Genomic DNA, 26,551 nt, shown 5'->3' on the forward strand with positions numbered 1-26,551 from the left:
AATGCCAGATAAAAATCTGAGCCGTCATTTTCGGGAAGACATTATGCAATTAAAAGACTTATTCAACAAAGAGCTAGACCGTCCAATCAATGGCGTTGTTAAAGCCGATCAGCTCGATGAACAAATTGTTTGGAGCGAACTGGATGAATATGTAGTCACCCGAGAGCTTGACCGTCACTTGCGCCGTTTTTTTGAGTCCTACCTGCCTGGTATAGCCAATCCCGATGATCCTGCTGTTGCCGGTAAAATAGGCATATGGGTATCGGGTTACTTTGGTTCGGGTAAATCGCATTTTATTAAAATTTTGTCTTATTTGCTGGGCAATCAAAAGGCCGTTAACAAGGGTGAAACCCGCGCTGCGATAGAGTTCTTCAAATCAAAAATCACCGACAGCCTGCTGTTTAGCGATATCCACGCCGCAGTAAATCGCGACACCGATGTGATCTTATTCAACATCGATAGTCGTGCAGATACCGAAGATAAAGAAGATGCCATTCTCAAAGTCTTTCTGCGAGTGTTTAACGAGCGCTTAGGGTACAGCGCCGATCACCCCCATATTGCGCACCTTGAGCGCGAGCTCGATGAACGCGGTCAATATCAAGCATTTAAAGACAAGTTTTTTGAGGTCAAGGGCGATCACTGGGAAGATGAGCGTGATGCTTATGGTTTCTGCCGTGACGAAATGGCCATAGCTTGGTCCCATGCCACAGGGCAGTCTGAGGCATCCTCGATACAGAGTATGGAAAACCTCGAGTCGATGTTTACCCTCGACATCGCCAACTTTGCTAAATGGGTGAGGGAGTATTTAGATCGCTGTGGCGATAAGCGCATTCTGTTTTTAGTCGATGAAGTAGGCCAGTTTATTGGCAGCAACACACAGATGATGCTCAAACTGCAAACCATCACCGAAAATCTTGGCACCGCCTGTGGTGGCCGGGCATGGGTTATTGTTACCTCGCAGGAAGATATTGATGCTGTCCTTGGTGATCTCAGTGCTAAAAAGGGCCAAGATTTTTCAAAAATTCAAGGTCGTTTCCATACACGGATTTCTCTCTCATCATCCAATACCAGTGAAGTGATCCAAGCGAGGTTGCTCGAAAAGAGTCCAACAGCCAAAGATGAACTCGCAGCCTTGTATGCAAGAAAGGGCGATATCCTCAAAAACCAGCTCGCCTTTGACAGCAATACCACGGTAGAGCTCAATAGCTTTGAGGACAATGTCCAATTTATCGACCATTATCCGTTTGTACCTTATCAATATTTATTAGTGCAGAAGGTGTTTGAGGCTATCCGTAAAGTCGGCGCCACAGGTAAGCACCTCTCCCGCGGTGAGCGTTCATTGCTAGATGCGTTTCAAAATGCTGCGCGGCAATTTATGCAAGAATCCGTAGGTGTGCTCATTCCGTTTCATGCCTTTTATCCCGCTATCGAGTCGTTTCTAGATACCAACGTCAAACGTATTTTCGAGCAGGCTGCCGAGAAAAAGACCCTAGAACCTTACGATGTATGCATTCTAAAAACGCTGTTTTTAATTCGCTATGTCGATATTCTTAAATCGACCTTAGATAATTTGGTGACGCTGTCTATTGAAGAAATCGACACCGATAAAGTAGCCCTAAAAAGTCGGATTGAAGCCAGCCTTAACCGTTTGGAAAATCAGTTACTGATCACCCGTAATGGTGATGAATATGTGTTCCTCACCGATGATGAGAAAGCCATCGAACAGGAAATCAAACATACTCAAGTAGAGTCTACTGAAGAAAACCGCCAACTGGCGAAACTGGTATTCGACGAGGTCCTCGGCGGCAAGCGTCAGTACCGTTATCCGGTCAATAAACAAGATTATCCCTTAAGCCGGTTCTGTAATGGCCACCCAATTGATGGCAGTTTGCAAACCGATTTAGTGCTCAAAGTGATTTCCCCCTTGGATGCCAATTATGACACTTACCATGAGCAAGCCTGCAAAGCCATGAGTAGTGAAGGGCAGGGTTGTGTGCTATTACGATTACCCAGCGATAAGCGCCTTTGGGATGAGTTTGATACCTGGCTTAAAACTGAAAAATTCCTCTCAGGGATCCGCGGCCAGCGCCCAGAGCAAGAAAAATTGCTCGCCGAAAAAGCCATGGAAAACACCAGTCGTCGCAAACGCTTAAGCTTGGCCTTTGAAGATCTGGTTAAGCAAGCGCCTTGCTATGCCCTTGGCAGCGAACTCAATGTTAAAGCCGCCAATGTGGTGAGCATTATTGACGAGTGTTTTGCCTATGTAATTGAAAACTCATTCCAAAAACTTAACTTGCTTAAAAATTCAGGCAACGCACCATTGCAAGAGCTTAAGGCCGTCGTCACCGCCGATGATCTGGCTCAGCTCAATCTCGGCCTTGGTGAGCAAGATCCTAATGCGGGCGCTAAGCAAGAAATTGCGCTTTTCTTGGATGTGGCAGATTCAGCCAATAAGCCAGTGTATTTAAAGGATATGCTGGAGCGATTTACTGGCCGTCCTTTTGGCTGGAACCGTGACGAAGTGATACTGCAACTTGCGTACCTAGTACTGCAAGGTAAGGTGGCGCTGTCAACGCCTGCGGGGGATTTACCCCTTAAACGCAGTTATGAGCAATTTACCTCAGTTCGCAGTTTTGCCACCTTGCGTCTACGGCGCGTGAGGCAACACTCCGAGCTGCAAATTAGCAAAGCGGCAAAGCTTGCCAAAGAGATTTTTAACAAACCCTTTGATGTGAGCGAAAAAGAACTAGCCAAAAAACTGTTGGAAGAACTTAACAGCTGGCAGGCGCTGCTCAGAGACTTCACCCAAAAAGCCAATTTATCCGATTGCCCCGGCAAAACGGTATTAGAGCAGGGCACCCGTTTAGTGGCTACCTTGCTGGAGCAGCAAAACAACAGTTTTAGCCTAATCGAACAATTACAAAGCCACAGCAATGATCTGCAAGACTTTGCCGAGGACTTTGAAGAAGTCGAAGAGTTCTTTACCCGCCAATTTGAGACTTGGCAACAGCTCAAGCGCGCGATAGGCGAGCAATTTGCCGCTAACCGCCATGCCTTGGAACAAGATACCGAAGCCGTCAATGCCTTCAATGAGCTTGAGCTTATCGTCAAGGCGGCCGCGCCCTACGCTAAGCTGCGTACGGTCGCAACTCACATTGATACCCTAAAACGCGTCAATCAGCGCTTGATCGAGACTCGCCGTTACGCCGCAGTGGTTAGCATTGATACCGTTAAGCAAAGTTGTGTCAGTTTACTGGCAGGTTTACCGGATGAGCTTTGCAATCGCGCCCTGCATCCCTTTGAAGACCTAAAACAAAAGGTCGCCCAAAGCCACTCGCTGCATGAAATGTTGAGTTTTGAGAAACAAGCCGATGAACTCGAAGATGATGTCATTGAGATCATCAACACGTACAGCGCTGCGCAGCAGGCGCAGTTAGACCAGGCACAGTTAAAGCAGGCGCAAGCGCAGCAGGGCTCAACGGTCACTGAGCCAGGCGCACAGGTCGCAGCGGGCGGCGCTGCAATAGGCACAGCAACCACTGGCACAGTAGCAATGGCGCCGTCGGGTTCAACCGTGACACCGCCGTCAGTTAAACCTGTGCCTGTTAAACCAGAGCCTGTTACACCACAGCCCGTTAAACCCGCGGCCCCTGTCGCCAAGCCGATTGAAATAGTCTCGCCCACCGAGCTGTTAGGTGCCAGTCATATGTTTATTGAAACTCGAGACGATATCGAAGCTTATCTTGATAAGCTGCGCAGCCGCTTAAACGATGCCATCAGCGCTGGTAAGCGGGTACGGATTAAGTAACGGATAGCTCATAACGGATAGCTCATAACGGATCCCCTGTGACGGTTCCTTGTAATGGATGAAATATGAACACCAATAACCTTAAAAAAGTCGCGCCTCGGGCCCGCACTGCGTTTATCAAGGCCATCGAGGCGCGGGCCGGGGAGTTTGGCTTAACCGCCAAGGGCATCACAGCGCCCAGCATCAGTGGCGATGTGCTGCAGGTCGCGGGTTACACCCATTCGGCCCGCTACAGCACGCCGCTCAAGCGCTTGAGCCAGCGGATTGCCGATGAGGGCTTTAGCGCCGTGATCGAGCAGATGGCCTACACCTGGTTTAACCGTTTTTGCGCTATCCGTTTTATGGAGCTCAAAAGCGAAGAGGGCTATCTTGAGCACGGCGTGCGTATCTTATCGCACCCCAGCCAGCCCCAAGGCTTCGAAGTGCTGGATCGCGCCACCGAGGTGATCGACTCGTTAATCAGCGAAGGCGTTGCGCTTGATAAACCTGCGCTGCTCGACTTACTGCTGGCCGGTAATCAGCAAGAGACCTTGTTCCGTGAATTGCTGCTCGGCCAGTGCCACCGCTTACATGGCGCCATGCCGTTTTTGTTTGAGGCCATCGACGATGAAACCGAGCTGCTGTTGCCACTTGGCCTCACCCGTACCGATGCCTTTTGGCGCGAATTGATAGACGCCATCCCCGAGGCCGATTGGCAGCAGGTGGAGGTTATCGGCTGGCTGTATCAGTTTTATATCAGCGATAAAAAAGATGAGGTCATCGGCAAAGTCGTTAAATCCGCCGATATTCCCGCCGCCACCCAGCTGTTTACCCCCAACTGGATTGTGCAGTATCTGGTGCAAAACTCGCTAGGGCGCTACTGGCTGCAAACTTACCCAGGTTCGCCCTTGGCTGGCGATATGCCCTACTATGTGGCGCCGGGCGAGCAGCCCGCCGAAGTGCTGGCCGAGCTGGCAAGATTAACGCCCACCAGCATTGAGCCCGAATCCATCACAGTGCTGGACCCTGCCTGTGGCTCCGGCCATATTCTGGTCGAAGCCTATAACATCCTTTATCGCATTTACGAAGAGCGCAGTTACCGCAGCCGCGAGATCCCCGAGCTTATCCTCAGCCACAACCTCTATGGCCTCGATATTGATGACCGCGCCGCGCAATTAGCAGGATTCGCGCTTATCATGCGCGCCCGTCAGGATGATCGCCGGCTCTTTTCTCGTGAAATCCAGCTCAATATTCATGCTCTGCAGGAGAGCCGAGCCCTCAATATCCCTAAGCTGTGGCAAGCACTAAACCTGAATGCCGACTGGGATAGGGGGCAGGTGCAGGACCTCTTTGCCAGTGCCCCGACAACCCTTGCAAGCAGCGATGCACGGCTAACGCTGCTTGAGGATTTACAGCAGCGCTTTAGTGATGCCAAAACCTTAGGATCCTTGATTACGGTGCCAGCCGATAAGGCCGAGGCCATCGCCGAGCTCATCGCCACCCTGCACAGCTTAAGCCTCAGCGGTGATGCCATGCAAAAACCGGCCGCCCGGGCGTTGCTGCCGCTGCTCCAGCAGGCCAGCGTCCTCGCCAAGCGTTATGATGCCGTGATTGCCAACCCGCCCTACATGGGCAGCAAGTTCCATATTCCGGTGGTGAAGGATTATTTGAAGGCTAACTTTAAGGGCTATGAAAAAGATCTTTTCTCCGCCTTTATCGTGCGCAATCTGGATCTGGCAAAACCGCGCGGTCAGCTTGGGTTTATGACGCCGTTTGTGTGGATGTTTATCTCCAGTTATGAAGAACTGAGAAATTACATCATTAACGAGAAAACAATCACCTCGCTGATCCAATTGGAATACTCGGGCTTTGATGGTGCAACCGTGCCTATCTGTACCTTTACCCTGGAAAATGCCCATAATCCGCACTTTAAAGGCGGTTATGTGCGATTGTCCGATTTCCGTGGGGCGGATCAACAAGGGCCGCGCGCGTTGGAGATTATTCAGGCCGCCAATGCGGTAGGGAAATAGTGATGTCACAACAAACCATAAACAGCATCGGTGGCGAAGTGGTCTCTACCACCGCATTTGTGCTGGCCCAGCCCCATCTGCCCACCTATCAAGGCGCTTATTTCCGCTTAGTGGATGGCAACAGCGAAGCAGAAAAGGCGACGATGTTCAAAGAGGCATCGGCATGAACTACACGCTGCAGGGCTTGGGTCTTGCCTACCGTAAGGCCAAGGTAGATTTGTATTACTCGTCTCATGCCTCTTTAGACATGATTGCCGATTATGAAGAAGCGTTGCACGACAAGCTCAGTGGTTTACTGGCTAAATTGCAGGGTGATGATGAGTCTTGGGTAACTGAACCAGAATTTATTGGGGGTTGGTCCTTGGCCACCAAGTCGGTAGACATGTCTGACTGGAAGGACTATTGCAAAGACCATGGTAACGGTCTGATATTCTCCTCACCGGCCGAAGAATGGACACATATATGTACTCTGCTTGCTAACAGCAATGCTTCGATCAAGCTAAAGGCTGAGTTTAGAGTGATGGCGCTATGCAGCCTGGACTTTCATGTACTGTCTACACTATGGATGTTGGAGGTCGGTCATCTATTTGATGCCAAGCTAACCCCATGTGCCTACGGCAATCGTTTGCGTCGTACCCAAGATGGCAAAAGTATTAATCCGTTCTCGCTCGGCACATTTCAGCCGTACCTCAAGCCCTTCCGCGACTGGCGTGACCAAGGTATCGAGGCCATGCGCGTCGCTCTGCATGATGATAAGAAGGTAGTTGCCCTGACTGCAGATGTCAGTTCGTTTTATCACGAGCTTAATCCTAACTTTATGCTTGACGCGGCATTCGTGACTGATGTCATGGGATTGGAACTGAATGCGGAGCAGACCAAGCTCCACAGACTGTTTATTAAGGCATTACAAGCGTGGGCCGCATCCACACCGCTTAAGAAGGGACTGCCGGTTGGGTTGCCAGCATCAGCTGTGGTGGCGAATGTTGCCCTAACTGAGCTGGATAGAGTCGTTGAGCAACAACTGGTGCCCTTGTATTACGGACGCTATGTGGACGACATTCTTCTGGTCATGGAGAACGGTGCAGGCTTTCGTTCCACCAGCGAGTTATGGGAATGGGTGTTTGCACGCTCCAACGGTAAGTTGAGTTGGGTAGCGGGCGAAGAAAGTAAGCAAATTTGTTTCCAACCCGCATACCTGAGTGACAGCAATATTCGTTTTGCCAATGGCAAGAACAAAGTATTTATGTTGGCGGGTGAACCGGGCAAGACCTTGGTGGACGCGATTGCCCACCAGATCCACGAACGTGCGAGCGAATGGCGCGCAATGCCTCGTTTGCCGCGTTCGGCCAGTCATGTAGGTACCGACTTACTGGCTGCCACGCAAAGCGATGGCGAAGCTGCCGACAATCTGCGTAAAACCGATGCTCTGACCATGCGTAGGGCAGGTTTTGCCATTAAACTTCGCGACTTTGAAGCCTACGAGCGCGATTTACCTCCAATAGCTTGGCACGCGCATCGCCAAGCCTTTTTCCGTGCTTTTGTTCAGCATGTACTAGTGTTACCGCAGTTTTTCGATCTCGCAGTCTACCTGCCTCGTGTTATCAGGCTGGCGACAGCCTGTGAAGACTTTGACGCGCTGCGCAGGATTTTGCGAGCGCTGGAACAACTTTGCACCCAGCTGACACAACACTGCGAGCTTGGCATTAAAGCCTGTTCGACCGGGAACCTACCACCTGCCAATGAGTTAATGACTCGCTGGCAAAAGCAGATTTACACCACCGTCCGTGAAAGTATCAGCGCGGCAATCCCGCCTCGGCTATCCAAGGAGGGCAAGGCAGCTTGGCAAGCTCACATGGCCGACTATCTGCCGACGTTGGACTTTGATGCATTGCTGGACTGGTATCTATCACCAAACGCTTTCCAAGCACAGCAGGCACGTCTTTTTTCATTCGATCTGGCACATATGCCATTTCGTTTTATCGGTTTACCCAAGGAAATGGTGGCTCAACGCGGTATTCCGGCTAAGAAATCGGTGGTACATTGCGATCATGCTGCCGAGTTACTTCCTGATGCCGTGCTCGATGGCAGTCAACAGCTAGCAAGGTGGATCCGCTGCCAAGGCTTGCCCCACGGGCTGCTATTCGCCACCCGGCCCTATAACCTGCCTGAGCTGTTCATCCTGAATAAAGCCGCCTACGACTCGGCAGCTCGCAAGGCCATGCAAGCAGTTGTGCTTGCCGTACGCGGTTTTAAACTGGGCAAGGCAGCGCCATGCTTCGACAAGCAAGGCGTACTGCAGATCCCTGATGGCAAACCGCAGCACAAGCAGGGCATTGCAGTAACGAGTTGGAAAACCCAAATGGCGAGTTGGACGGCATCAGTGATGCGCATGCCAGACCCAGATGCCGAGCGCTATGCGCGCCTGTGTCGATTGCTTGATGGCGTTATCGCACTGCCGTTGCAAAGCCGCTACCTGATTTTGCCGGAACTGGCCTTGCCTGCGCACTGGTTTATCCGTATCGCCCGTAAGTTACAGGGGCGGGGGATCTCACTGATAACAGGCATAGAGTATTTGCATGCCCCAAAAAAACGGGTCAGCAATCAAGTGTGGGCAGCCTTGTCACATAATGGCTTGGGTTTTCCCTCGCTAATGATCTACCGCCAAGACAAGCAACGCCCAGCATTGCATGAAGAGCAAGAGCTGCAACGCTTGGCAGGCTTGGAAATGAAACCTGATAAAGTGTGGAAAATACCGCCAATCATTCAACATGGCGATTTTCGCTTTGCGTTGTTGATTTGCAGTGAACTGACCAACATCAGCTACCGAGCCGCCTTGCGTGGCAAGGTCGATGCGCTGTTTGTGCCCGAGTGGAATCAGGACACCGAAACCTTTAATGCGCTGGTTGAATCCGCTGCCTTGGATATTCACGCCTATGTCATTCAATGTAACGATCGGCAATACGGTGATAGCCGTATTCGAGCGCCTTACAAAGACAGTTGGTTGCGGGATGTGCTGCGAGTTAAAGGTGGCATTAATGACTACTGTGTCATCGGTGAAATCGATGTGCAGGCGCTGCGCGAATTCCAAAGCTGTCACCGCTCACCTGCAAAGCCATTTAAACCCGTCCCTGATGGATTTGATATTGACTACAGCCGTAAAACATCACCGAGATCAGGAAATTAATAATGACACTGCCAACCCATAAACAGCTGATGCTCTCTGAGATTGCAGCGAATGACGCGTTGAAAGTGGCGCACATTCAAGCTGAGCGGCAGCATGCACAAACGCTACAAGAGGCGGGGTTTACTACGGCTGCTTTTCTGCACCTGTGGATCGTTACCGAAGTAGCAGCCAAAGAGCTGATGTGTATCTACAAATACACCAAAGAAACTCAGGCTGCGCTGAAGAAACTCCAGCCAGAGCTTAAACGTGCATTACAGCCTCATCTCACTTTTTCTTCTAAAAAAGAAGCAGATGCACAGGCGCAAACGCTTTCTGCTAAGGCGTTGCCCTCTATGATTGGCCCATTGCAGAGCATCTTCAATGACCATGCTAAAAGCGTTAGTCGTCAACTGGATCTCGCTGTAATTAAGTCAGCGCTTGAATTGTTGGCACAGGACATTGATATAGCGCTGTTGGATTATTTATTGGGCACCACAGAAAAGGCATTACCTGAGGGGATCAGCTTGAGTGGCAAAACTACCGTCCGTAACCGCCGCAATGCGCTGGTGCATACCAATGGTCAAGTCGATGACGCAACCATGGCGCAGTTACGGCCCGTTTTTGAGTATTTTTTTGATTTGTTAGCGCAACTACAACAGTTGGTGAACACCAGTATACAACCCGATTTAAAACATGAGGTGGCCCAATGAGCCAGCAACAGAATAACGACATACAACAACACTTTTACCGCGCCTCGGCAGCGGATTTTGCCAAGATCCCAGGGCGTCCTGTTGCGTATTGGATTAGTGAGAAATCGATAGCAGCATTTAGCAATTCCCCCTTAAGTGAAAAAGCAGTTTTTAGAGCTGGCTTGCAAACTGGGGATAATGATACTTTTTTAAGATATTGGTATGAAGTGTGCTCGAGTAAATTTGTACCTAATTGTAAGTCTCGTGAAGAATCCGCGCATTCTCAGGGGAAATGGTTCCCGCATAACAAGGGCGGTGGTTTCAGAAAGTGGCACGGAAATAAAGAGTATGTAATTAACTGGGAAAACGATGGTTCAGATATAAAAGAAAAAAAGAAAGCAGACCTATTGTCAGGAAAAATTACGGCCAATAATTCAAAGTGTTGGAACCAAGATTATTATTTTCAAAATGGTTTGACATGGTCTTCATTATCGTCTGCGGATTTCTCTCTACGTTCGAATGGTTGTGGTTTTTTGTTTGATACGAAAGGACAAATGCTTTTTCCAAATAATGAGTTAGATGCAAATCATCTGCTTGGATTTTTAAACTCAAAGGTTTCACGTTATTTTCTAGCAGCAATGTCACCTACTTTAGATTTCAATGGTGGGGTTGTTTCTCGACTTCCGCTTATAGAAATAGAACGCAAGTTAATATTCATTGATACATTGGTTTTTGAGGCGAGAAATGACTGGGATTCAAATGAGATGTCATGGGGCTTTTCTAAGCATTATTTGTTAGGGATAGATAATAAGACTTCTACGCTTAAAATCATCTATCAAAAATTAGTCACTAAATGGATTTTAACTATTCAGAAAGTGCAGCGTCTGGAAGAGGAAAACAACCGTATTTTTATTGATGCTTATGGCCTGCAGGATGAGCTGACGCCCGAAGTACCCTTAAGCGAAATCACCCTGACCTGCAACGCCCACTACCGCTATGGCGAAAATCTCACCGATGACGAGCGTGAGGCGCGCTTGCAGTCCGACACCATCAGCGAACTGATTTCCTACGGCATTGGCTGCATGATGGGCCGCTATTCTCTGGATCGCGACGGGCTGGTCTACGCTCATGCCGGTAATGAGGGCTTTAAGGCGTTGGTAGAGGAGGGGGCCTATGCCACCTTTGCCGCCGATGACGATGGCATCTTGCCGTTAACCAGCGAAAACTGGTTTGCCGACGATGTGGCGGCGCGCATCGAGCAGTTTGTCGCCAGCGTGTGGGGCAAAGAGCTGCTCGAGGAAAACCTTAACTTTATTGCCGAAAGCCTTAATCTTTACGCCATCAAGCCGGTGAAAAAGGGCGGCGAAACCGCCCGCGAGACTATCCGCCGCTACCTCTCGAACCAGTTCTTTAAAGACCATTTGAAGACCTACAAGAAGCGCCCCATCTACTGGCTCTTTAGCTCGGGCAAGGAGAAGGCCTTCGAGTGTCTGGTCTATCTGCATCGTTATAACGAGTCCACGCTGCCACGGATGCGCACCGAATACGTCACTCCGCTGCTGGGGCAAATGGCAAGTCGCATTGAGCGTAAGCGCATGGAGCAAACCGAAGCCAGCACCGCGGAGGCTAAGCGCATCGCCAAAGAGATCGACAGCCTCACCAAGCAGCTCAGTGAACTGCGCGCCTTTGATGACCAGCTTAAACACCACGCCGATATGCGCATCACCCTGGATCTCGATGACGGGGTCAAAGTGAACTACGGCAAGTTCGGCACCCTGCTCAGTGACGTCAAAGCCATCACCGGCGATAAGGGCGAGTGATGTGTTTAGCGTTAAGGCGACAGTTTGCTATGCGTTGAGTATTAAACAGAATGTGTTATCTCCAAGGAAAATCACCAAAAAGGAAGCGATATGAGTGGGTTAAAATGTAAGACTGTGGGTATGGTGTTATTGTCACTGGTGCTGTTAAGTGCATGTGATATGCAAAAAAAGCTGACACCAGAGGAACAGCAGCAAGTAAGTGGCCTAAAACAGGAATTACAGAAGGTAGACACTGAAATCGGCATAGAAACCACAGAACTAGCGCAGTACTCAGGTGGATTGATTAAGAATATTAAACAAGCTCGGCTTGAGACACTTAAGTTAACCCGCGATATTGTGAATCAACGTATTCAAGCGATTGAGTCTGGGGCTAAGGTCACCATTACCGTGCCTGTTACTCAGCCGTCAATTGAGCGAGCAACTGCATTATTGTCAGAGATTGACCAAGCAAAAGCGCAATTGACCGTTGCAAAGGAAAATGCCAGCCGCTATAGCGGTGGTTTAGTTGCGGCATTGAGTCTTTCTACTGTGGCAACGCAGGAGCAAACGTTGGCGATGTTAGAGCAGCAATATTTGGTGGCTAAATATGGCTTGAGTTTTGCGCCATTCACCCCAGCGGAGAATATTGCCAAAAGTGCATCTTCAACTTCTTCATCGGGTTCGGTCGCGGGCAATTATGGTGCGGATAGCTCTGGTGCAAATAGCTCTGGTGCGGTAGCTTCGCCGCTCCCTGATACCGCACAGGCCAATGCTCAAATCCCAGAGGCTCAATCTTCCCATGAGCAAGCTATGTTGGTCGCAGATGGACCTTTTGGTTTAGCCATGGGGATGACTAAAGAGATGTTTAATGGGCGATTAACTCAGGCTAAGACGGGGCTCTATTTTTTGGATAAACCACCTATTCCGCATGATCAATTTGAATCTTATGTTGTTAAAATAGGCGAAAAATCAGGTTTATGTTGGATTAAAGGGATTGGAAAAAGCGTTGCCTCTAATAGTTATGGAATGCAGCTAAAAGGGGCGTTCGATGAGTTTGAGACTAAGTTAGATAAACGCTATGGCGTGCATGAGCGTACTGACTTTTTAATGCCAGCATCTATTTGGAAAGATCCTCAGGATTGGATGATGGGGTTACTAAAGGCTGATCGATACTTATTGTCTGTTTGGAAAGGTGATAAAAAACCACTGCCCAATGATCTTTCATCAATTGGATTGTTAGCACAAGCCGAGTCTTCGAGTTCTGGGTATTTAGCATTGGAATACAGTTTTTCCAATAAAGAGGCTTGTGATACGGAAATTAAACAAGTCGATGATTCTGGTCTTTAACGCGTTAGCAGTTTTACAGTAAACTATTGGATTTAAAATGGATATTACCCAGTTACAAACGGGTTTAAACAAAAAATTCGAAGCCAGCCGGATTGTGTTTTGGCACGATCCTGACCAGAGCTTTACCGCGGTGCTTAACGAGTTGTCGCTGTGGCATCAAGATGCACCTGTGTGTGTGCTGAATATGGCCGAGGAGTCACAGCTGGCGGTGCGCTGCCGGATTGACTTGTCGAATGTATCGGCGTTACAGAATTCGCAGGATTTGCACCAACAGCCATCTTCATTTTCACAGGCACAAGCACAGCCACAGGCGTTTTTGCTGTATTGGCCGAGTGCTGAGCCCGTTGCTGCCGAGGATTGGCTGCTGGATATGCGCTGCTACAGCGAGACCTTTTATGCCGATGCGGCGTCGATCATTTTAAATGAGCTTGGGCTGCATGATATGTCACTGCGGGAGCACATTGCGGCGCGGCAGATTTTTTTTGCCAGCCAAGAGCGGCTTAAAACCTTAAAGGCCAGAGTGGATGGCCGTAGCGGCCAAGAAACGCCATTATCGCTGGACATGAAAATCATCAGTGTGCTGCTGGGGTGTAAGCCCAATTACCCAGATATGCTGATGACGCTGGGCAGCCTGATGGTGGATGAAGATTCATCGGCCATTGAGAAAGAGTTGGCCCTGCTTGAAAAGCATTGTGTGCTGATAAGCTTTTGGGCACTGATGGCGGAGCATTTTGATTACCTTGGCGTGACGGATGACACGGCAACGCCAAGCCTGAATGACTTACTGCGCCGAATGCTGGTGAGCGAGTGTTATGAGCTGATGGACGGCGCACGGCCACAATGGATGAAAGGCCAACTGCTGGCTAACCCATCGGGACGCGCCAATGCCATGACTTTGCTAGGCTTATGGCGAGATTCGAGCCGCTATAGTGAGGATTACCGCCAATTGTCGGCGAAGATCGCTAAGCAGTTAGAGCTGAGTAACCGTTTAACGACCTTAGACACCTCGCAGTTGCTGGCGGTAGAAACCTTTGAAGCGGTCGAACAATGGCTGATTCGGGCGTTAGTGGAGGATTTGCAGGCGGGGGGATTGGCGTTTTCTCGAGCCGATTTTGCCATGTTACTGTCGCGCCGTCGCCAAATGTACTGGGCGCGAAGCACACCTAAATACCGCTATTTATACCAAGCACTTAGCCATGCAGAGCAGCTGTTTGAGTTAAGACGGCGCTTTGTGGATGGCTTCCATTACCCTAGCGCTCAGGCCATGTATTTGGCCTACGAGAAAGAACTGTTTCTGTTTGATGCCTCCTATCGATTATTTAACGAGGCGGTAGATGAGTTGCAGGGGCAGGCGGTGGAGATCCTCGCCAGCCTCGATGCCGCGATTGAAGACCTGTATGTGAATTGGTATTTGTACCAGCTGGGACTGTGCTGGGATGGGCTACTTGCCAAAGAGCAGCGCCTCGATCACTGGCAGTTGGGTATTCCCTCGCAGCAGCACTTTTTTGAAACCTCGGTCCGCACCCGTTTGGCGCAACCAGGGGTTCGCCGCCAGTTTGTGATTATCAGTGATGCGCTGCGCTACGAAGTGGCCCATGAGCTGCAGAGCGAGATTAATCAAGCCAAACGCTTTACGGCGCAACTTAAAAGCCAGCTGGGGGTACTGCCCAGTTACACTCAGCTTGGGATGGCAGCATTGTTACCCCATAAGCAATTAGACTATACAAGCGACGGTACTACGGTACTGGTGGATGGTAAAAGCAGTGCTGGGCTGGCTAATCGCGGCAGTATTTTGGCCAGCGTTGGCGGGCTGGCTATTTCTGCCAAGGATCTGCTTGGTTGGACCCGTGCTCAGGCCGTTGAAGCTGTGGGTGAGGCCAATGTGATTTACATTTATCACGATGTGATTGATGCGATTGGCGATAAAGCGGCAACGGAACACCAAACCTTTAGCGCAGTGCGTAAAGCGATTGAGGAACTGCAAGCGCTGGTGACAAAAGTGATTAATGGTTTAGGGGTGACCCGAGTGCTGGTGACGGCTGACCATGGCTTTTTGTTCCAGCAGGCAAGCCCAGAAGCTGCAGTTAAGTCAGGCTTACTGCATGAGCCCGCTGGCACGGTTGAAGCCAAAAAACGCTATTTACTGGGGCGCAATTTGCCACAAAACGATGAGGTTTGGCATGGCCGGTTGGCACAGATTATTGGTGGCACCACTAATATGGAATGTTATCTACCGCGCGGCGTAAGCCGATTCCATTTTGTCGGTGGGGCGCGTTTTGTCCACGGTGGCGCTATGTTACAAGAAATTTGTGTGCCTATTGTTGAGGTGCAGGAGCTGCGTGGTAAAAAGTTACAGCAAAATGAAAAGCAAAAAGTGGGTGTTGTGCCTGCGCATCAACCCATTAAGTTGGTGAATGCCATTGATAAAGTTCGCTTTTTACAAACAGATGCCGTGGGTGAAAAGTTTATACCACGCAATGTGCGCTTTGGTCTTGTGGATGACACAGGTTTAAACGTGTCGGCTATCGAACGGGTGATGTTTGAGTCTACATCTTCAAGCCTCGATGAACGAGTTCAGGACGTGAGACTTAAGTTAACTGGCCAGCAGTATGACCGTAAGGTGCATTATCAGTTAGTGATCACCGATGATGATGAGGGCATTGAACTTGCCCGTTACCCTGTGACCATTGACTTGGCTTTTAGTAATGATTTTGGTTTTTAAGGTCAATTAAAAACCAATCAATCACTAATATCTTATTGATATATAAAAATTAACAACAGGGCAGTTAGTGCCCGCAAGGTGAACGGCATGTCGACACTTGAAAATCACAATCCTGACGGCGAGTTTTTAGGTAAGGCCGATCAAGCAGAGCCTGTATCTGTTACCCATGTGACCAATAATGTGGTGATCCAGCAAATGGATGTGTATCAGAGCGGCGCCGCTGGCCTCGATGGGCAACATACACAAGATCCAGAGGCAATGCCCAGTATTGGGGCGCCGAAATCGGCAGCGGATGAAATTGCTGAACTGAATTCGGCAGATCTCGATACTCGCCTTAATCGTTTTTTTAAGGGTAAAGTGGTTCGTAAAGACCTAACCAAGCAATTAAAAGAGGGCGCTAACGTGCCAGTGTATGTGTTGGAGTACTTGCTTGGGATGTACTGCGCCTCTGACGATGATGAGGTGGTGCGCGAGGGACTTGAAAACGTTAAGAAGATCTTGGCGGAAAACTACGTGCGTCCCGACGAGGCTGAAAAGGTTAAATCGCTGATCCGCGAGCGTGGTAGCTTTAAGGTGATTGATAAGGTGGGGGTAAAACTCAACCAGAAAAAGGATGTCTACGAGGCGCAGTTATCCAACCTAGGCATTAAGGATGCGGTGATCCCATCGAACATTGTTAAGCAGAATGAGAAGCTGCTGACGGGTGGGATCTGGTGCATCATCACCCTCAATTATTTTTATGAAGAAGGCCAAAAAACCTCACCGTTTTCAGTGGCTATGCTCAAGCCCATTCAAATGCCGTCGATGGATATGGAGGAGCTGTTTGCCGCTCGCGCGAAGTTTTCAACCGATCAGTGGCTAGATGTGCTCATTCGCTCCATAGGTATGGAACCCACGAACCTAAAGCAACGGGTTAAGTGGCATTTATTGACGCGGATGATCCCCTTTGTTGAAAACAACTATAACGTGTGTGAGCTCGGCCCCCGTGGTACAGGTAAAAGTCATGTGTATAAGGAGTGCTCGCCCAACTCCCTGTTAGTTTCCGGCGGGCAAACCACGGTTGCCAATTTGTTTTATAACATGAGTTCTCGACAAGTCGGCTTAGTGGGCATGTGGGATGTGGTGGCTTTTGACGAGGTGGCGGGGATCACTTTTAAAGATAAAGACGGCGTGCAAATCATGAAGGATTACATGGCGTCGGGCTCCTTCTCCCGCGGTCGTGATTCGATTGAGGCGAAAGCGTCGATGGTGTTTGTTGGCAATATCAACCAGAGTGTCGAAACCCTGGTCAAGACCAGCCATCTGCTGGCGCCGTTCCCGGAGGCAATGATCGACACGGCCTTCTTTGATCGTTTTCATGCCTATATTCCCGGTTGGGATATTCCCAAGATGCGGCCGGAGTTTTTTACCAACAGCTATGGCCTGATCACCGATTACCTTGCTGAATATATGCGCGAGATGCGTAAACGTAGTTTTTCTGATGCCATTGATCGCTATTTTAAGTTAGGTAATAACTTGAACCAGCGCGATGTGATTGCCGTGCGTCGTACTGTGTCTGGATTATTGAAGCTGCTGCATCCCCATGGTGTATTTGATAAAGAAGATGTGCGCCGTTGTTTGACCTACGCACTGGAGCTACGTCGGCGTATCAAGGAGCAGCTCAAGAAACTCGGCGGGATGGAGTTTTTTGATGTGCATTTTAGTTACCTTGATAATCAGACTCTCGAAGAGTTTTTTGTCAATGTACCAGAGCAGGGCGGCAGCCAGCTGATCCCCGAAGGGTTGGGTAAACCTGGTGTAGTGCATATGGTGACGAAAGGGGGCACGGGTCAACTGGGGCTTTATCGTTTTGAAACTCAAATGACGCCAGGTAATGGCAGGCACTCAACCTCAGGCCTTGGCTCAAATACGCCTGCAAAGGAAGCCATTCGAGTCGGGTTTGATTACTTTAAGGGTAACCTGAATCGAATTAGTGCCACCGCTAAGTTTTCAGAGCATGAATACCATCTTCATGTCGTAGAGCTTCACAACTCAGGCCCAAGCACTAAAACCAGCCTTGCTGCGCTGGTGGCATTTTGTTCCATCTTGATGAGCAAACCTGTGCAGGAGCAAATGGTGGTTCTTGGGGACATGACGCTCGGTGGTGTGGTCAATCCGGTAGAAGATCTGGCAGGCAGTTTACAGTTGGCCATGGACAGCGGCGGCAAGCGAGTATTACTGCCCATGGCCTCCGCCTCGGATATTCCAACCGTACCGGCGGAGATCTTCTCCAAGTTTCAAATCAGCTTTTATGCCGATCCTGTGGATGCAGTTTATAAAGCACTGGGAGTGAATTAGCCATTTGAGGTGATGCCGACCAGATAAGACAGATAATCTTTAGGTTCTTATATCTCAGATTGTCAAACTAGGCCTGGGGTCTGTCATGTTTAAAAGATCTTCATTGGCTTCGTCTATCGCGTTAACAAGAGAGCTCAGTTTAGGCTAATGGTCCTGCGATGTTGGCAAATCTGGTTGGTTGAATAGAACGTTAAAAGTTTCAAAAGGAGTATTAATGGAATTATCGACCTTTTCTGATTTACAAGTTGCGCTTGATCATTTTAATAATGACTATCCTAGACCACATGGTAAAGTTGAATTGACCGATCTCTTGGATATATCTGTCGAAAAGAATGCAACTTGGCCTAGTAACGAAAGCCCTGGAGTGTATATTTTTTTGAATAGAGAGAAAAAGCTCACTTATATTGGTAAGGCTTCGTTTGGTAACTGCATTGGTGCTAGATTAAATTCAAGATTTTACACAACCTGGGTCCCCAAAAAATCTGAGTCTGAAGGTTGTGTTTATATCACGACGATTCCTCTACCCAGAGAGTTTGCATTTGAAGCTCCAGCAATAGAGGAATACTTGCTTGGGGCATTAAGAACTAGGTCTAATCATATCGGAAGTCGTTAACTAAATCACATGCAGTGGGACTCAGCACATAGATCGAGTTGAGTCATGTGCAATTCATACCACCAGCAATTCACTTCAGGTTTAAGGTTAACTCGCTAAGGAGTAAGCTAATCTCTAAATCAGTAGAGTTAAACTTGCCAGCCGCATGATTACTGCTAAAATAACTGTATATTTAACCAGTGGTGTTAGTTATGCGTATCATACCAATCTATGCAAGTGCAGGGCTCACAGGGTTTGAAAGCCCTGCAGAAGAGTATCGCCAGCTTGGCCTGAGTTTAGATCAACTCCTGATTATTCATCCAAACGCGACCTTTATGGGGTTTGCTCGGGGGGATTCAATGCAGGGCGTTGGCATTTATTTTGGTGACTTGTTGATAGTCGATCGTCATGAAACGGCCCGTGATGGTGATGTGATTGTTGCCAATTATAACGGCGAGTTTGTGTGTAAAATTATCGATAAAACTCGCCGCTTACTGCTATCCGCAAATGAGCAGTTTCAACCTAAACCAATCCATGATTACGACACCTTTAACATCGAAGGCGTAGTCGTGAGTTCAATTCGTTTTCATCGACAAAATCCAACACTCGCTAATCTAAAATGTTTGCTTTAGTCGATGCCAACAGCTTTTATTGCAGCGCCGAGCAGGTGTTTCGCCCTGACTGGCGCGGCAAACCTATCATTATCCTTAGCAATAATGACGGTTGTATTGTGGCGGCTAATCGTCAGGCTAAGGAGTTGGGGATCCCCAAGTTTGCACCTTACTTTGAATTTAAGGACCAGTGCCAAAAATTAGGGGTAATTGCCTGCTCAAGCAATTATGAACTCTATGCAGATCTATCCACCAAGATGATGAATATCATTGGCCGTTTTGCACCTGAGCAGCATGTCTACTCTATTGATGAAAGTTTTTTGTCTTTTAAGCATTGCCCCGCAATCAAGTCGTTATTTGAACAAGGGCAGTTAATTCGCCGTGCAGTGTGGAAAGAAGCCCGCTTACCCGTCTGTGTTGGTATAGGTGCTACCTTAACGCTGGCCAAGCTGGCAAATCACGCCGCCAAAAAATTACCCGGTTATAACGGTGTTTGCGTAATAAATAATGAGCCAGACCGACTCGCTATTTTAAAGTCGGTAGAAGTGGGCGAGGTATGGGGGATTGGTCGCCGCATCAGTAAAAAGCTGGCACTAATGGAAATTAATACCGCTTATGATCTGGCAAGAATGCCGGCAGGACTCGCCCGCAAACAATTTAATATCGAGATTGAACGCACCGTAAGAGAACTCAACGGCCAAGCATGTAAACAATGGGATGAGGCAAGGGCAGATAAAAAGCAGATATTCTCGACTCGCAGTGTGGGTGAACGCATCACTGATTACCAACAACTCCACCAAGCCTTAAGCAAGCATATTGGCATTGCGGCCGTTAAAGCCAGAAAGCAAGGTTCGTTATGTAAAACCATGCTGTTGTTCGCCAATAACTCACCCTATGATGAGCATCCAACAGGGGCCAAGATATTAGTAAATTTTCCCTGTGCCACCAATTGCAGCGCCGAGCTCACCCACGCAATGAGCGCGGCCGCTCCTAAATTGTTTAGGCAAGGGGTACGCTATTATAAAATCGGTGTGGGCTTGTTAGATTTAGTCAGCGAAAAACACAATCAGTTTGATTTATTTAATGCACCTACCGCCAACCCTCAATTAATGCAGGCCCTCGATAGCATTAATCATCGCTATGGCACCGATACTTTATTCCTTGCCGCCCAAGGTATCGATCAAAAGTGGGCCATGCGCCGCGAACTACTTACCCCGCAGTACACAACAGACTGGGGATGTTTGCCACAGATTAAGTGCTAGAGTCAGGCTGAGGTTACCTTCAAGGAAAGTAACACGAGTCTTGAATTACAACACTATCGGCTTTTAATTACCGCTAAAAGACACCTTTGATACTGGCTGATGCACAAAGCAGTTATTCGTGAAAAATAATGAATAAATTATGAGTTTAAGATATAATTATTAAAATTATTGCATAATTACAAGTGTTTAACTGTTGAAATTTTTTCATGTCATAACAGTTATCTAAGTTGTTGCAGATTTTGGGAGGTATTAATGATTATCAAGCGTCGCAAGGTCAAATCGACCGCTTTCTCTGATTTTGTGCGTAACGCATCATCTAGGGAGAAAAGTGATTTTTTTGAAAAAGTTATCGAAGAGGCGATTCAAAAGCAAAAAGAGGTGATAGCCAAAGCGAATGAGATCGATGGTTAGGTAATGTGTTTGTGTTACCTCAATGTGGTTACAGTGTAGTGCTGAAAAATGTATATGCAGCAAAGATGGAAACGTTTTAATTTATAGTGCAAATATTTATTAAAAATATGATCTTAGTGAGTAGTAAAGGTTAAGCCTTATTGTGTAGCATGGGTCACATACAAGCTTGCGTAAGGATTACCATGCCAGTTCTTCCCTCCTGCAGACATTTATTTGTTCGCATTGCCTCTGGCAAAAATCAGTGGTGTTCAGAAGTGATGTCATTACGCGTGGCTACAACTGATTTGATATATGTCCTAAGTGTCGTGCTGGATGAGTACATCAACGCCCAGAAACAGGCCAATGGATTTGATCTGCGCTACACCGAAACCATGTCACCATCCGAAAAAGATTGGCGGGATTGCTCCAACGTACTCTCACGCCGTGATTTTACTGAACTGAAGACATCCGGGTGGAGTGAAAGCAAATGAGTTCTGGAAAAATGGTGACTTACGATCAGCTTATGCTGCCTTTAATGAGGGCGCTGGTTAACTTGGGAGGCTCAGGTAGCATTGATGAGATTTATGAGTCAGTGGTCGAGCTTGAGAAGTTCGATGAAGAAACGTTGGCCATTTTGCACAACCCCGAAAAAAGCAGCCAAACAGAAATCGGTTATCGCTTGGCCTGGGCACGTACTTATCTGAAAAAAGCCGGTTACCTTGAGAATTCGTCGCGCGGTGTCTGGGCGCTTACGGAGAAAGCGAAGCTAGCGCCTGACATTGATAGCCGAGAAATTGTGAATTCTGTGCGGTCACTGGATAAAAAGGTCAGCCAAGACAGCAATGATCCAGTCGATCCAGCCACATCTTTCGATGAATCACCGGAAGAAGTCCTGGCCTGGCGTGAGAGGTTACATCATATCTTGATTGATGAGATGAGCCCTGACGCTTTTGAGCGGCTTACACAGCGGATGCTCAGAGAATCAGGTTTTGTTCACGTTGAAGTGACTGGTAGGACTGGTGATGGCGGTATCGATGGGAAAGGTATTGCTCGTATTAATGGACTGATGAGTTTCCATATTGCATTCCAGTGCAAGAAATATAAGGGATCAGTTGGGGCACCTGAGATTAGAAATTTTCGGGGGGCTATAGTTGGTCGAGCAGACCGAGGAATGTTTATCACAACAGGCAGTTTTACCAAAGCGGCGGTAGAGGAAGCTAATCGTGATGGCGCTGCCCCCATTGATCTTGTAGACGGCGACCAGCTTGCTGACAAGTTGAAAGAGTTGGCTTTAGGGATAAAGACAGAACTTGTGGAAAAAATTACCGTAGAATCTCATTGGTTTTTAAGCATATAGTAATTCGGAACAAAATATTGTTACTGCTACGTTAGTATTGAAACGGATAATGCGAATCCAGCGCTAGAAAATGACATTATTGCAATTATAGAACAGTGGAAGTGATTAGTTCTTACATGATCTGTACTAGCTTAGATGTATTTAGTTAGAGAGTATAATTCTCCAATGTGGTGAGTCAGGACAAGGAGCTTCGATGCCAACAGTAGGATGGGTTCAAGAGTCGGCAACAGACCGGTATTACGAAGGGCGTTTAACTTCACACGCTGTGGATCTTAGCCCGCAGCTCTTTTGTCGAGAGTGTGGCGCGGCATTTTTTTCAATCGCAGAACGTGACAAGCATGAATTGATCCATCCTGTTGCTAATCCTGTGCTGAAAATATTGGGTCGCGAAGTGATAAGCGGTACTTTCAGGCTCACCCATGCTGTTATACCAGAAGATATTGAACTTGCTTTTGTTGAGCAGGTAAGAGTAAACGATGTTGTGCTGTCCACTCCTGCGGCGTTAGTGGATGTGATATGCGAAACACAACGGGGTTTTTTTGATATTGAGCTGTTTCGTCAAGGCCAACCTCCAAAAAAGTTTAGGCTTGATCTATGCCACGTATCTGATGCGCAGTTGCAGGCAGTCGATGGCATCTTCGTGAGATGTTTAAGTTCTGAGCTCGTTGATGGCAATTCCATTGGACGATTTGAGCAAGAAACAAACTCATGTAGCGAGGCACTCTGGTACCGAGATGGTCTGGTTCAGTACCTTTTAGGAGTGTTAGCGAAAGACCATCGAACTGAACAATTAACCTACAACCAGTTCAATCAGCGCTTTAATAGAGCATTACAGAATTTGCAGCCGTACAACACGCCGCTTGCCAATTCATTGAGAAGGCTTATTGAGTTCAATTCAAATGATTTTAGTGTGGGTAGGGCAACGTTAATTCCTACATTGGATGTGGCTTTTGCCTTATTCAGAGGGGAATCATATAAAACAGTTCGTCATGATGGAAAACTAAACAATGTACTTCCCGTTGATCACGCGACGAGTGAGATTTTGAATGATTTAGTACCTTATTTTGAGGACTATAGCCTGAGTGAACTGGAGCAGAGAACACGGGGTATCAATCCAATAAGTAGTTCATTACAGGACCGACAGAAATTACATTATTTGTGTTATCGCAAGGCATTGGCTGAAGGCAACGTGATTGCTAAGAGAGCTTACGCCAGAAAATTGAAACATGATGATGCATTTAGCCACATGGTGCAGGAGTCAGAATAAATTGAGTAAAAACCAAGATAAACATCAAAGCGGAACTTTGTCGCTAAAACGAGATCCGGAGCGGAGCACGACGGCCTCAACACCAGGGTCAGCAATTCCTGCTTCCGGTGTTTCGGCTAGTGAACCAGACGCAGTTCCGATTGCACAAAGCGTGGAAACTGTGAAAGCCGATTCGATGGTACATGGTGCGAAAACGGTGAAGTCGGATAAAAAAGACCCGCTGAAAGAAGAGTTAGGTTCGTTAGGGAAGCTGCTATCTCTCGTTTTTGTTCCAGAAATAAAAGATGGCAAGGAAAAAGTAGCTCTGTTCACTCAAAAATTGCAGGCAGCTCTGCAGCAGGTGAAAACTGCGGATGATTTGACGCAGGCTGTTATTGATGCTTGTACCAGGTCGATTCTTATCAGTGATCCTGATTTTTCGAAACTGCTTCAAGTGTTACTACTTACTCAGAATATTGATGCTACAGTACGGCATAAAGTTCTCGGATTCTGCGTTGAGGCCGTCAGTGCAAACTGGATTGAAAGCCATAGAGGAAACACAAACCTTTTTATCGATGTAGCTGGCGATATTGATCTGAACAACCCAGGATTACTGGCACTATTAACTCGTGCTATAACAGAATGCTATAAAAAACGCATAGACATACTCAAACAGAGTCTGAAAGACGAGGCTCGTGAAAGGCACGAGTTCAGGTCTTTAAGTCCGGTTCAGTTGCAAGGCCAGTGTGAAAACCTTATTACAATTGCTTATTTGTGGGCAGTAGAGACCGGCAAGTGTTCGTCAGAGAAAGCCATCAATCAATTTGAAAAGCGCTTAGCAATAAACGTTAGCGAATTTAACGCCGATAAACGCGCCTGTTTCTTTTTGGCTGAGCAGATGAGAGACACTAAAAGCGGCATTGCTGAAACCATTAGTTTCTTTCAGCGACAAATTAAGGAAATCAAGGATAAATCTCACTTTTACGAAGGTACCCGTGACGCTTTGCAGAGGGATGTGACTACGCTTTCTCAGCAAAATCAAGAGATACAGTCTCATGTGGTTTCTCTTCAGTGTCAAATTAATGAATTAAAGCAACAGCTTGACAAAGAGAAGATGATTGCTCATGAGCAGCAGCTGGATGAGCAAGCCGAAAGAGTGCATCTGAGAGATGATGTCGGCAAGGCTAAGGCAAAGGCCTACAATCTATTGCGTGAAGAAGTTGTAATGCCGTTGGAATTATCTTTAAAAGCGTTACAAAGGGAGGTGCCTAAAGTTGCTAACGCTGAGCACCAAATCGAGCTGGTACTTGAAAGTATTGAGAGAGAAATAGAATGGTTCAAAAAATAGGCATTGATTTTGGAACCACGAATAGCCTGATATCAGTAATTACCAGAAAAAATCAGGTTCGTTCTTTTGATTCGTTAGCTCGACCTCATCCCTCAGTAGTTCGCTATGAGGGCGAAAGGGTAATTTGCGGTAGACGTGCCAAGGAAAAGCTGGAACAGGCTGGGGTGGGTATTTTAGGCAATACGGTCCGCGGTCCGAAAAAGCTGCTGGGACAAGAGTCTATTAATATTGAAGGCCGATTGATGAGCCCGAAGGAAGTAGTAACAGAATACATTCGTTACCTTGTCCAACATGCCAAGGATGAGATGCACAATGATCCGGATATAAGTGCAGATCTACAGAATGCGGTAGTGACTATCCCGGTTGCGATGGATGGCCGGCAGCGGCAAGTGCTGCGAGAGGCTTGTCTTAATGCTGGGGTCTACATTGAGACTTTTGTCCATGAACCCTTGGCTGCATTGTATGGTTATTTTAAAGGGCTCGCAGATCCTGAAGATGCTTTACGACGCTATGAAGGGCAGATGCTGCTTGTTTTTGACTGGGGAGGCGGGACGCTCGACCTAACTCTTTGCAAAGTGGTCAATGGCGTCATCATGCAGATTTTGAACCGAGGGAATAATCAGGTCGGTGGTGATTATCTCGATGAGATTATTCTCAAGCATATAGAACAAAAGCACGCAGAGACTCATCACTGGGACGATGAGAGTATGCTGGAAGTGAACCCTGGGATGCGTGCCAGACTGCTTGAACAATGTGAGAAGGCTAAGATCACACTCTCTAGTAGAGATGAGACCAACATATTCCTTCCTGATTACTACCATGGTAAAGGCGAGCAAACTGAAATCGACTACTGGCTTACTCGCAGTGAATTGGAGGACATTACCAAGCGGCTGGTTCGTCAGGGGATCAACGAAATTGATGTGTTGTTAGATACAAATCATGCGGATATTGACCGACAAACCATAGCCTTGTGTTTGGCTACGGGGGGGGTGGTGAATATGCCAACAATTAAACATCAGTTAACTGAGCTGTTTGGTATTGCGTCTTTAAAAGTTGCCGAAAATGGTGATCGCATAATCTCGGAAGGTGCGGCCTGGGTTGCAGCGGATAATCTTGATTTGACTCTGGCAAAGCCAATCGAGTTATTGGAAGCAAGAAACTCACTCATTAACGTGTTGCATGAGGGAACTGTGCTACCTCGGCGGGGTAAGAGTATAGCTGCAAGGCAATCTTTATACTGCACCGACCCAAGAGACGGAAAAGTTAGCATAGTGCTTAAGCGCCCACAAATGGTTGGTAAATGTGGTGCTGCTGATCCTAGAACCAACTTTGGCGAATTATCCGTCGAAGTAAACCCGGAATTCCCTCCGCTAGAGGAACGAATCGAGCTGAATGTGAATATTGATCAGAATCTCATTGTCCATGTTAGTGCTATCGCAAGTGATGCTGGTATGGAACGGCAAACAGAATTCTACGATTTGGAGTTTGGATTGGCGGTAAAGATTCAAAACGTTGTGGAAAAAAAAAAGCGTCTCACATTAAGAAAGAAGGACCGACTGCCACCTGGATTAATGATACGAGCAAATATCACTATCGATAGCAATGCTTGGGATTTGGTACCGGGAGAAGTTTTGAAGGATTACAACGATGAGCATGTATACCACCGTAAAACGATGACTGATGTTCAGCGACAAGAGTATGTTCGCTATCAGCCCTGCTCACTATGTGGGACACCTTGGGGTAGGAATTGTTGTGAGAAACAAGTCGTAAAGGGTGTCGTGTCATAGATTGATGGTCTGCCCTTATGCGAAGTCGTACGTATGGAATTACCATAAAGTAAGCAGTTCAAGTTTTTGCCAGTGTGTCTAATG

At 47.7% G+C, this 26,551-nt stretch carries 18 protein-coding genes; all 18 read left to right on the plus strand.

Going from position 1 to position 26,551, the window contains the following annotated elements:
• Position 1 precedes the first annotated feature (1 nt).
• The 18 genes from brxC to M0413_RS08150 all read left to right on the plus strand — a co-directional run bounded on the left by brxC (position 2) and on the right by M0413_RS08150 (position 26,467).
• A complete protein-coding gene (gene brxC / locus M0413_RS08065) occupies positions 2–3,808 on the plus strand; it encodes a BREX system P-loop protein BrxC (RefSeq protein WP_249553736.1) in 3,807 nt (1,268 codons plus the stop codon).
• 65 nt (positions 3,809–3,873) lie between these two features.
• Positions 3,874–5,817 carry a BREX-1 system adenine-specific DNA-methyltransferase PglX gene (gene pglX, locus M0413_RS08070; RefSeq protein ID WP_249553738.1) on the plus strand — a complete coding sequence of 648 codons (1,944 nt, stop codon included), beginning with the start codon at positions 3,874–3,876 and terminating at the stop codon, positions 5,815–5,817.
• 2 nt (positions 5,818–5,819) lie between these two features.
• Positions 5,820–5,984: a BREX-1 system adenine-specific DNA-methyltransferase PglX gene (locus M0413_RS08075; RefSeq protein WP_249553740.1), complete on the plus strand. Its 165-nt coding sequence runs from the start codon at positions 5,820–5,822 to the stop codon at positions 5,982–5,984.
• Positions 5,981–9,001 carry a reverse transcriptase domain-containing protein gene (locus tag M0413_RS08080; protein ID WP_249553742.1) on the plus strand — a complete coding sequence of 1,007 codons (3,021 nt, stop codon included), beginning with the start codon at positions 5,981–5,983 and terminating at the stop codon, positions 8,999–9,001. Before M0413_RS08075 ends, M0413_RS08080 begins: the two co-directional genes overlap by 4 nt.
• A 2-nt stretch (positions 9,002–9,003) precedes the next feature.
• Positions 9,004–9,690: a hypothetical protein gene (locus M0413_RS08085; protein ID WP_249553744.1), complete on the plus strand. Its 687-nt coding sequence runs from the start codon at positions 9,004–9,006 to the stop codon at positions 9,688–9,690.
• Positions 9,687–11,489, plus strand: a complete 1,803-nt coding sequence (gene pglX / locus M0413_RS08090; RefSeq protein WP_249553746.1) for a BREX-1 system adenine-specific DNA-methyltransferase PglX — start codon at positions 9,687–9,689, stop codon at positions 11,487–11,489. The genes M0413_RS08085 and pglX (M0413_RS08090) overlap by 4 nt, the downstream gene beginning before the upstream one ends.
• A gap of 90 nt (positions 11,490–11,579) precedes the next feature.
• Positions 11,580–12,815: a hypothetical protein gene (locus M0413_RS08095; protein ID WP_249553748.1), complete on the plus strand. Its 1,236-nt coding sequence runs from the start codon at positions 11,580–11,582 to the stop codon at positions 12,813–12,815.
• 37 nt (positions 12,816–12,852) lie between these two features.
• Positions 12,853–15,537, plus strand: a complete 2,685-nt coding sequence (gene pglZ, locus M0413_RS08100) for a BREX-1 system phosphatase PglZ type A (RefSeq protein WP_249553750.1) — start codon at positions 12,853–12,855, stop codon at positions 15,535–15,537.
• Positions 15,538–15,624: 87 nt separating this feature from the next.
• Positions 15,625–17,874: a protease Lon-related BREX system protein BrxL gene (gene brxL, locus M0413_RS08105; RefSeq protein ID WP_249553752.1), complete on the plus strand. Its 2,250-nt coding sequence runs from the start codon at positions 15,625–15,627 to the stop codon at positions 17,872–17,874.
• A 214-nt stretch (positions 17,875–18,088) separates the two neighbouring features.
• A complete protein-coding gene (locus tag M0413_RS08110; protein ID WP_107947312.1) occupies positions 18,089–18,487 on the plus strand; it encodes a GIY-YIG nuclease family protein in 399 nt (132 codons plus the stop codon).
• Positions 18,488–18,678: 191 nt separating this feature from the next.
• A complete protein-coding gene (locus tag M0413_RS08115; protein WP_107947314.1) occupies positions 18,679–19,098 on the plus strand; it encodes a LexA family protein in 420 nt (139 codons plus the stop codon).
• Complete coding sequence (locus tag M0413_RS08120; RefSeq protein ID WP_107947316.1) at positions 19,086–20,339, plus strand: Y-family DNA polymerase; 1,254 nt, start codon at positions 19,086–19,088, stop codon at positions 20,337–20,339. The genes M0413_RS08115 and M0413_RS08120 overlap by 13 nt, the downstream gene beginning before the upstream one ends.
• A gap of 252 nt (positions 20,340–20,591) precedes the next feature.
• Complete coding sequence (locus tag M0413_RS08125; protein WP_199908802.1) at positions 20,592–20,750, plus strand: hypothetical protein; 159 nt, start codon at positions 20,592–20,594, stop codon at positions 20,748–20,750.
• A gap of 182 nt (positions 20,751–20,932) precedes the next feature.
• Positions 20,933–21,220 carry a hypothetical protein gene (locus M0413_RS08130; protein WP_107947318.1) on the plus strand — a complete coding sequence of 96 codons (288 nt, stop codon included), beginning with the start codon at positions 20,933–20,935 and terminating at the stop codon, positions 21,218–21,220.
• On the plus strand, positions 21,217–22,086 hold the full coding sequence (locus M0413_RS08135) for a restriction endonuclease (RefSeq protein WP_107947320.1): 870 nt from the start codon (positions 21,217–21,219) through the stop codon (positions 22,084–22,086). Before M0413_RS08130 ends, M0413_RS08135 begins: the two co-directional genes overlap by 4 nt.
• 193 nt (positions 22,087–22,279) lie before the next feature.
• A complete protein-coding gene (locus M0413_RS08140) occupies positions 22,280–23,353 on the plus strand; it encodes a hypothetical protein (protein WP_107947322.1) in 1,074 nt (357 codons plus the stop codon).
• Between the two features lies 1 nt (position 23,354).
• The gene (locus tag M0413_RS08145; RefSeq protein WP_107947324.1) at positions 23,355–24,680 is read left to right on the plus strand and encodes a hypothetical protein; all 1,326 of its coding nucleotides are present in this window, start codon (positions 23,355–23,357) and stop codon (positions 24,678–24,680) included.
• Entirely contained in the window at positions 24,665–26,467 is a 1,803-nt protein-coding gene (locus M0413_RS08150) for an Hsp70 family protein (protein ID WP_249553754.1), read from the plus strand. The genes M0413_RS08145 and M0413_RS08150 overlap by 16 nt, the downstream gene beginning before the upstream one ends.
• Positions 26,468–26,551 lie beyond the last annotated feature (84 nt).

This window comes from Shewanella sp. 8A (assembly GCF_023475945.1).
Taxonomy (GTDB): domain Bacteria; phylum Pseudomonadota; class Gammaproteobacteria; order Enterobacterales; family Shewanellaceae; genus Shewanella; species Shewanella xiamenensis.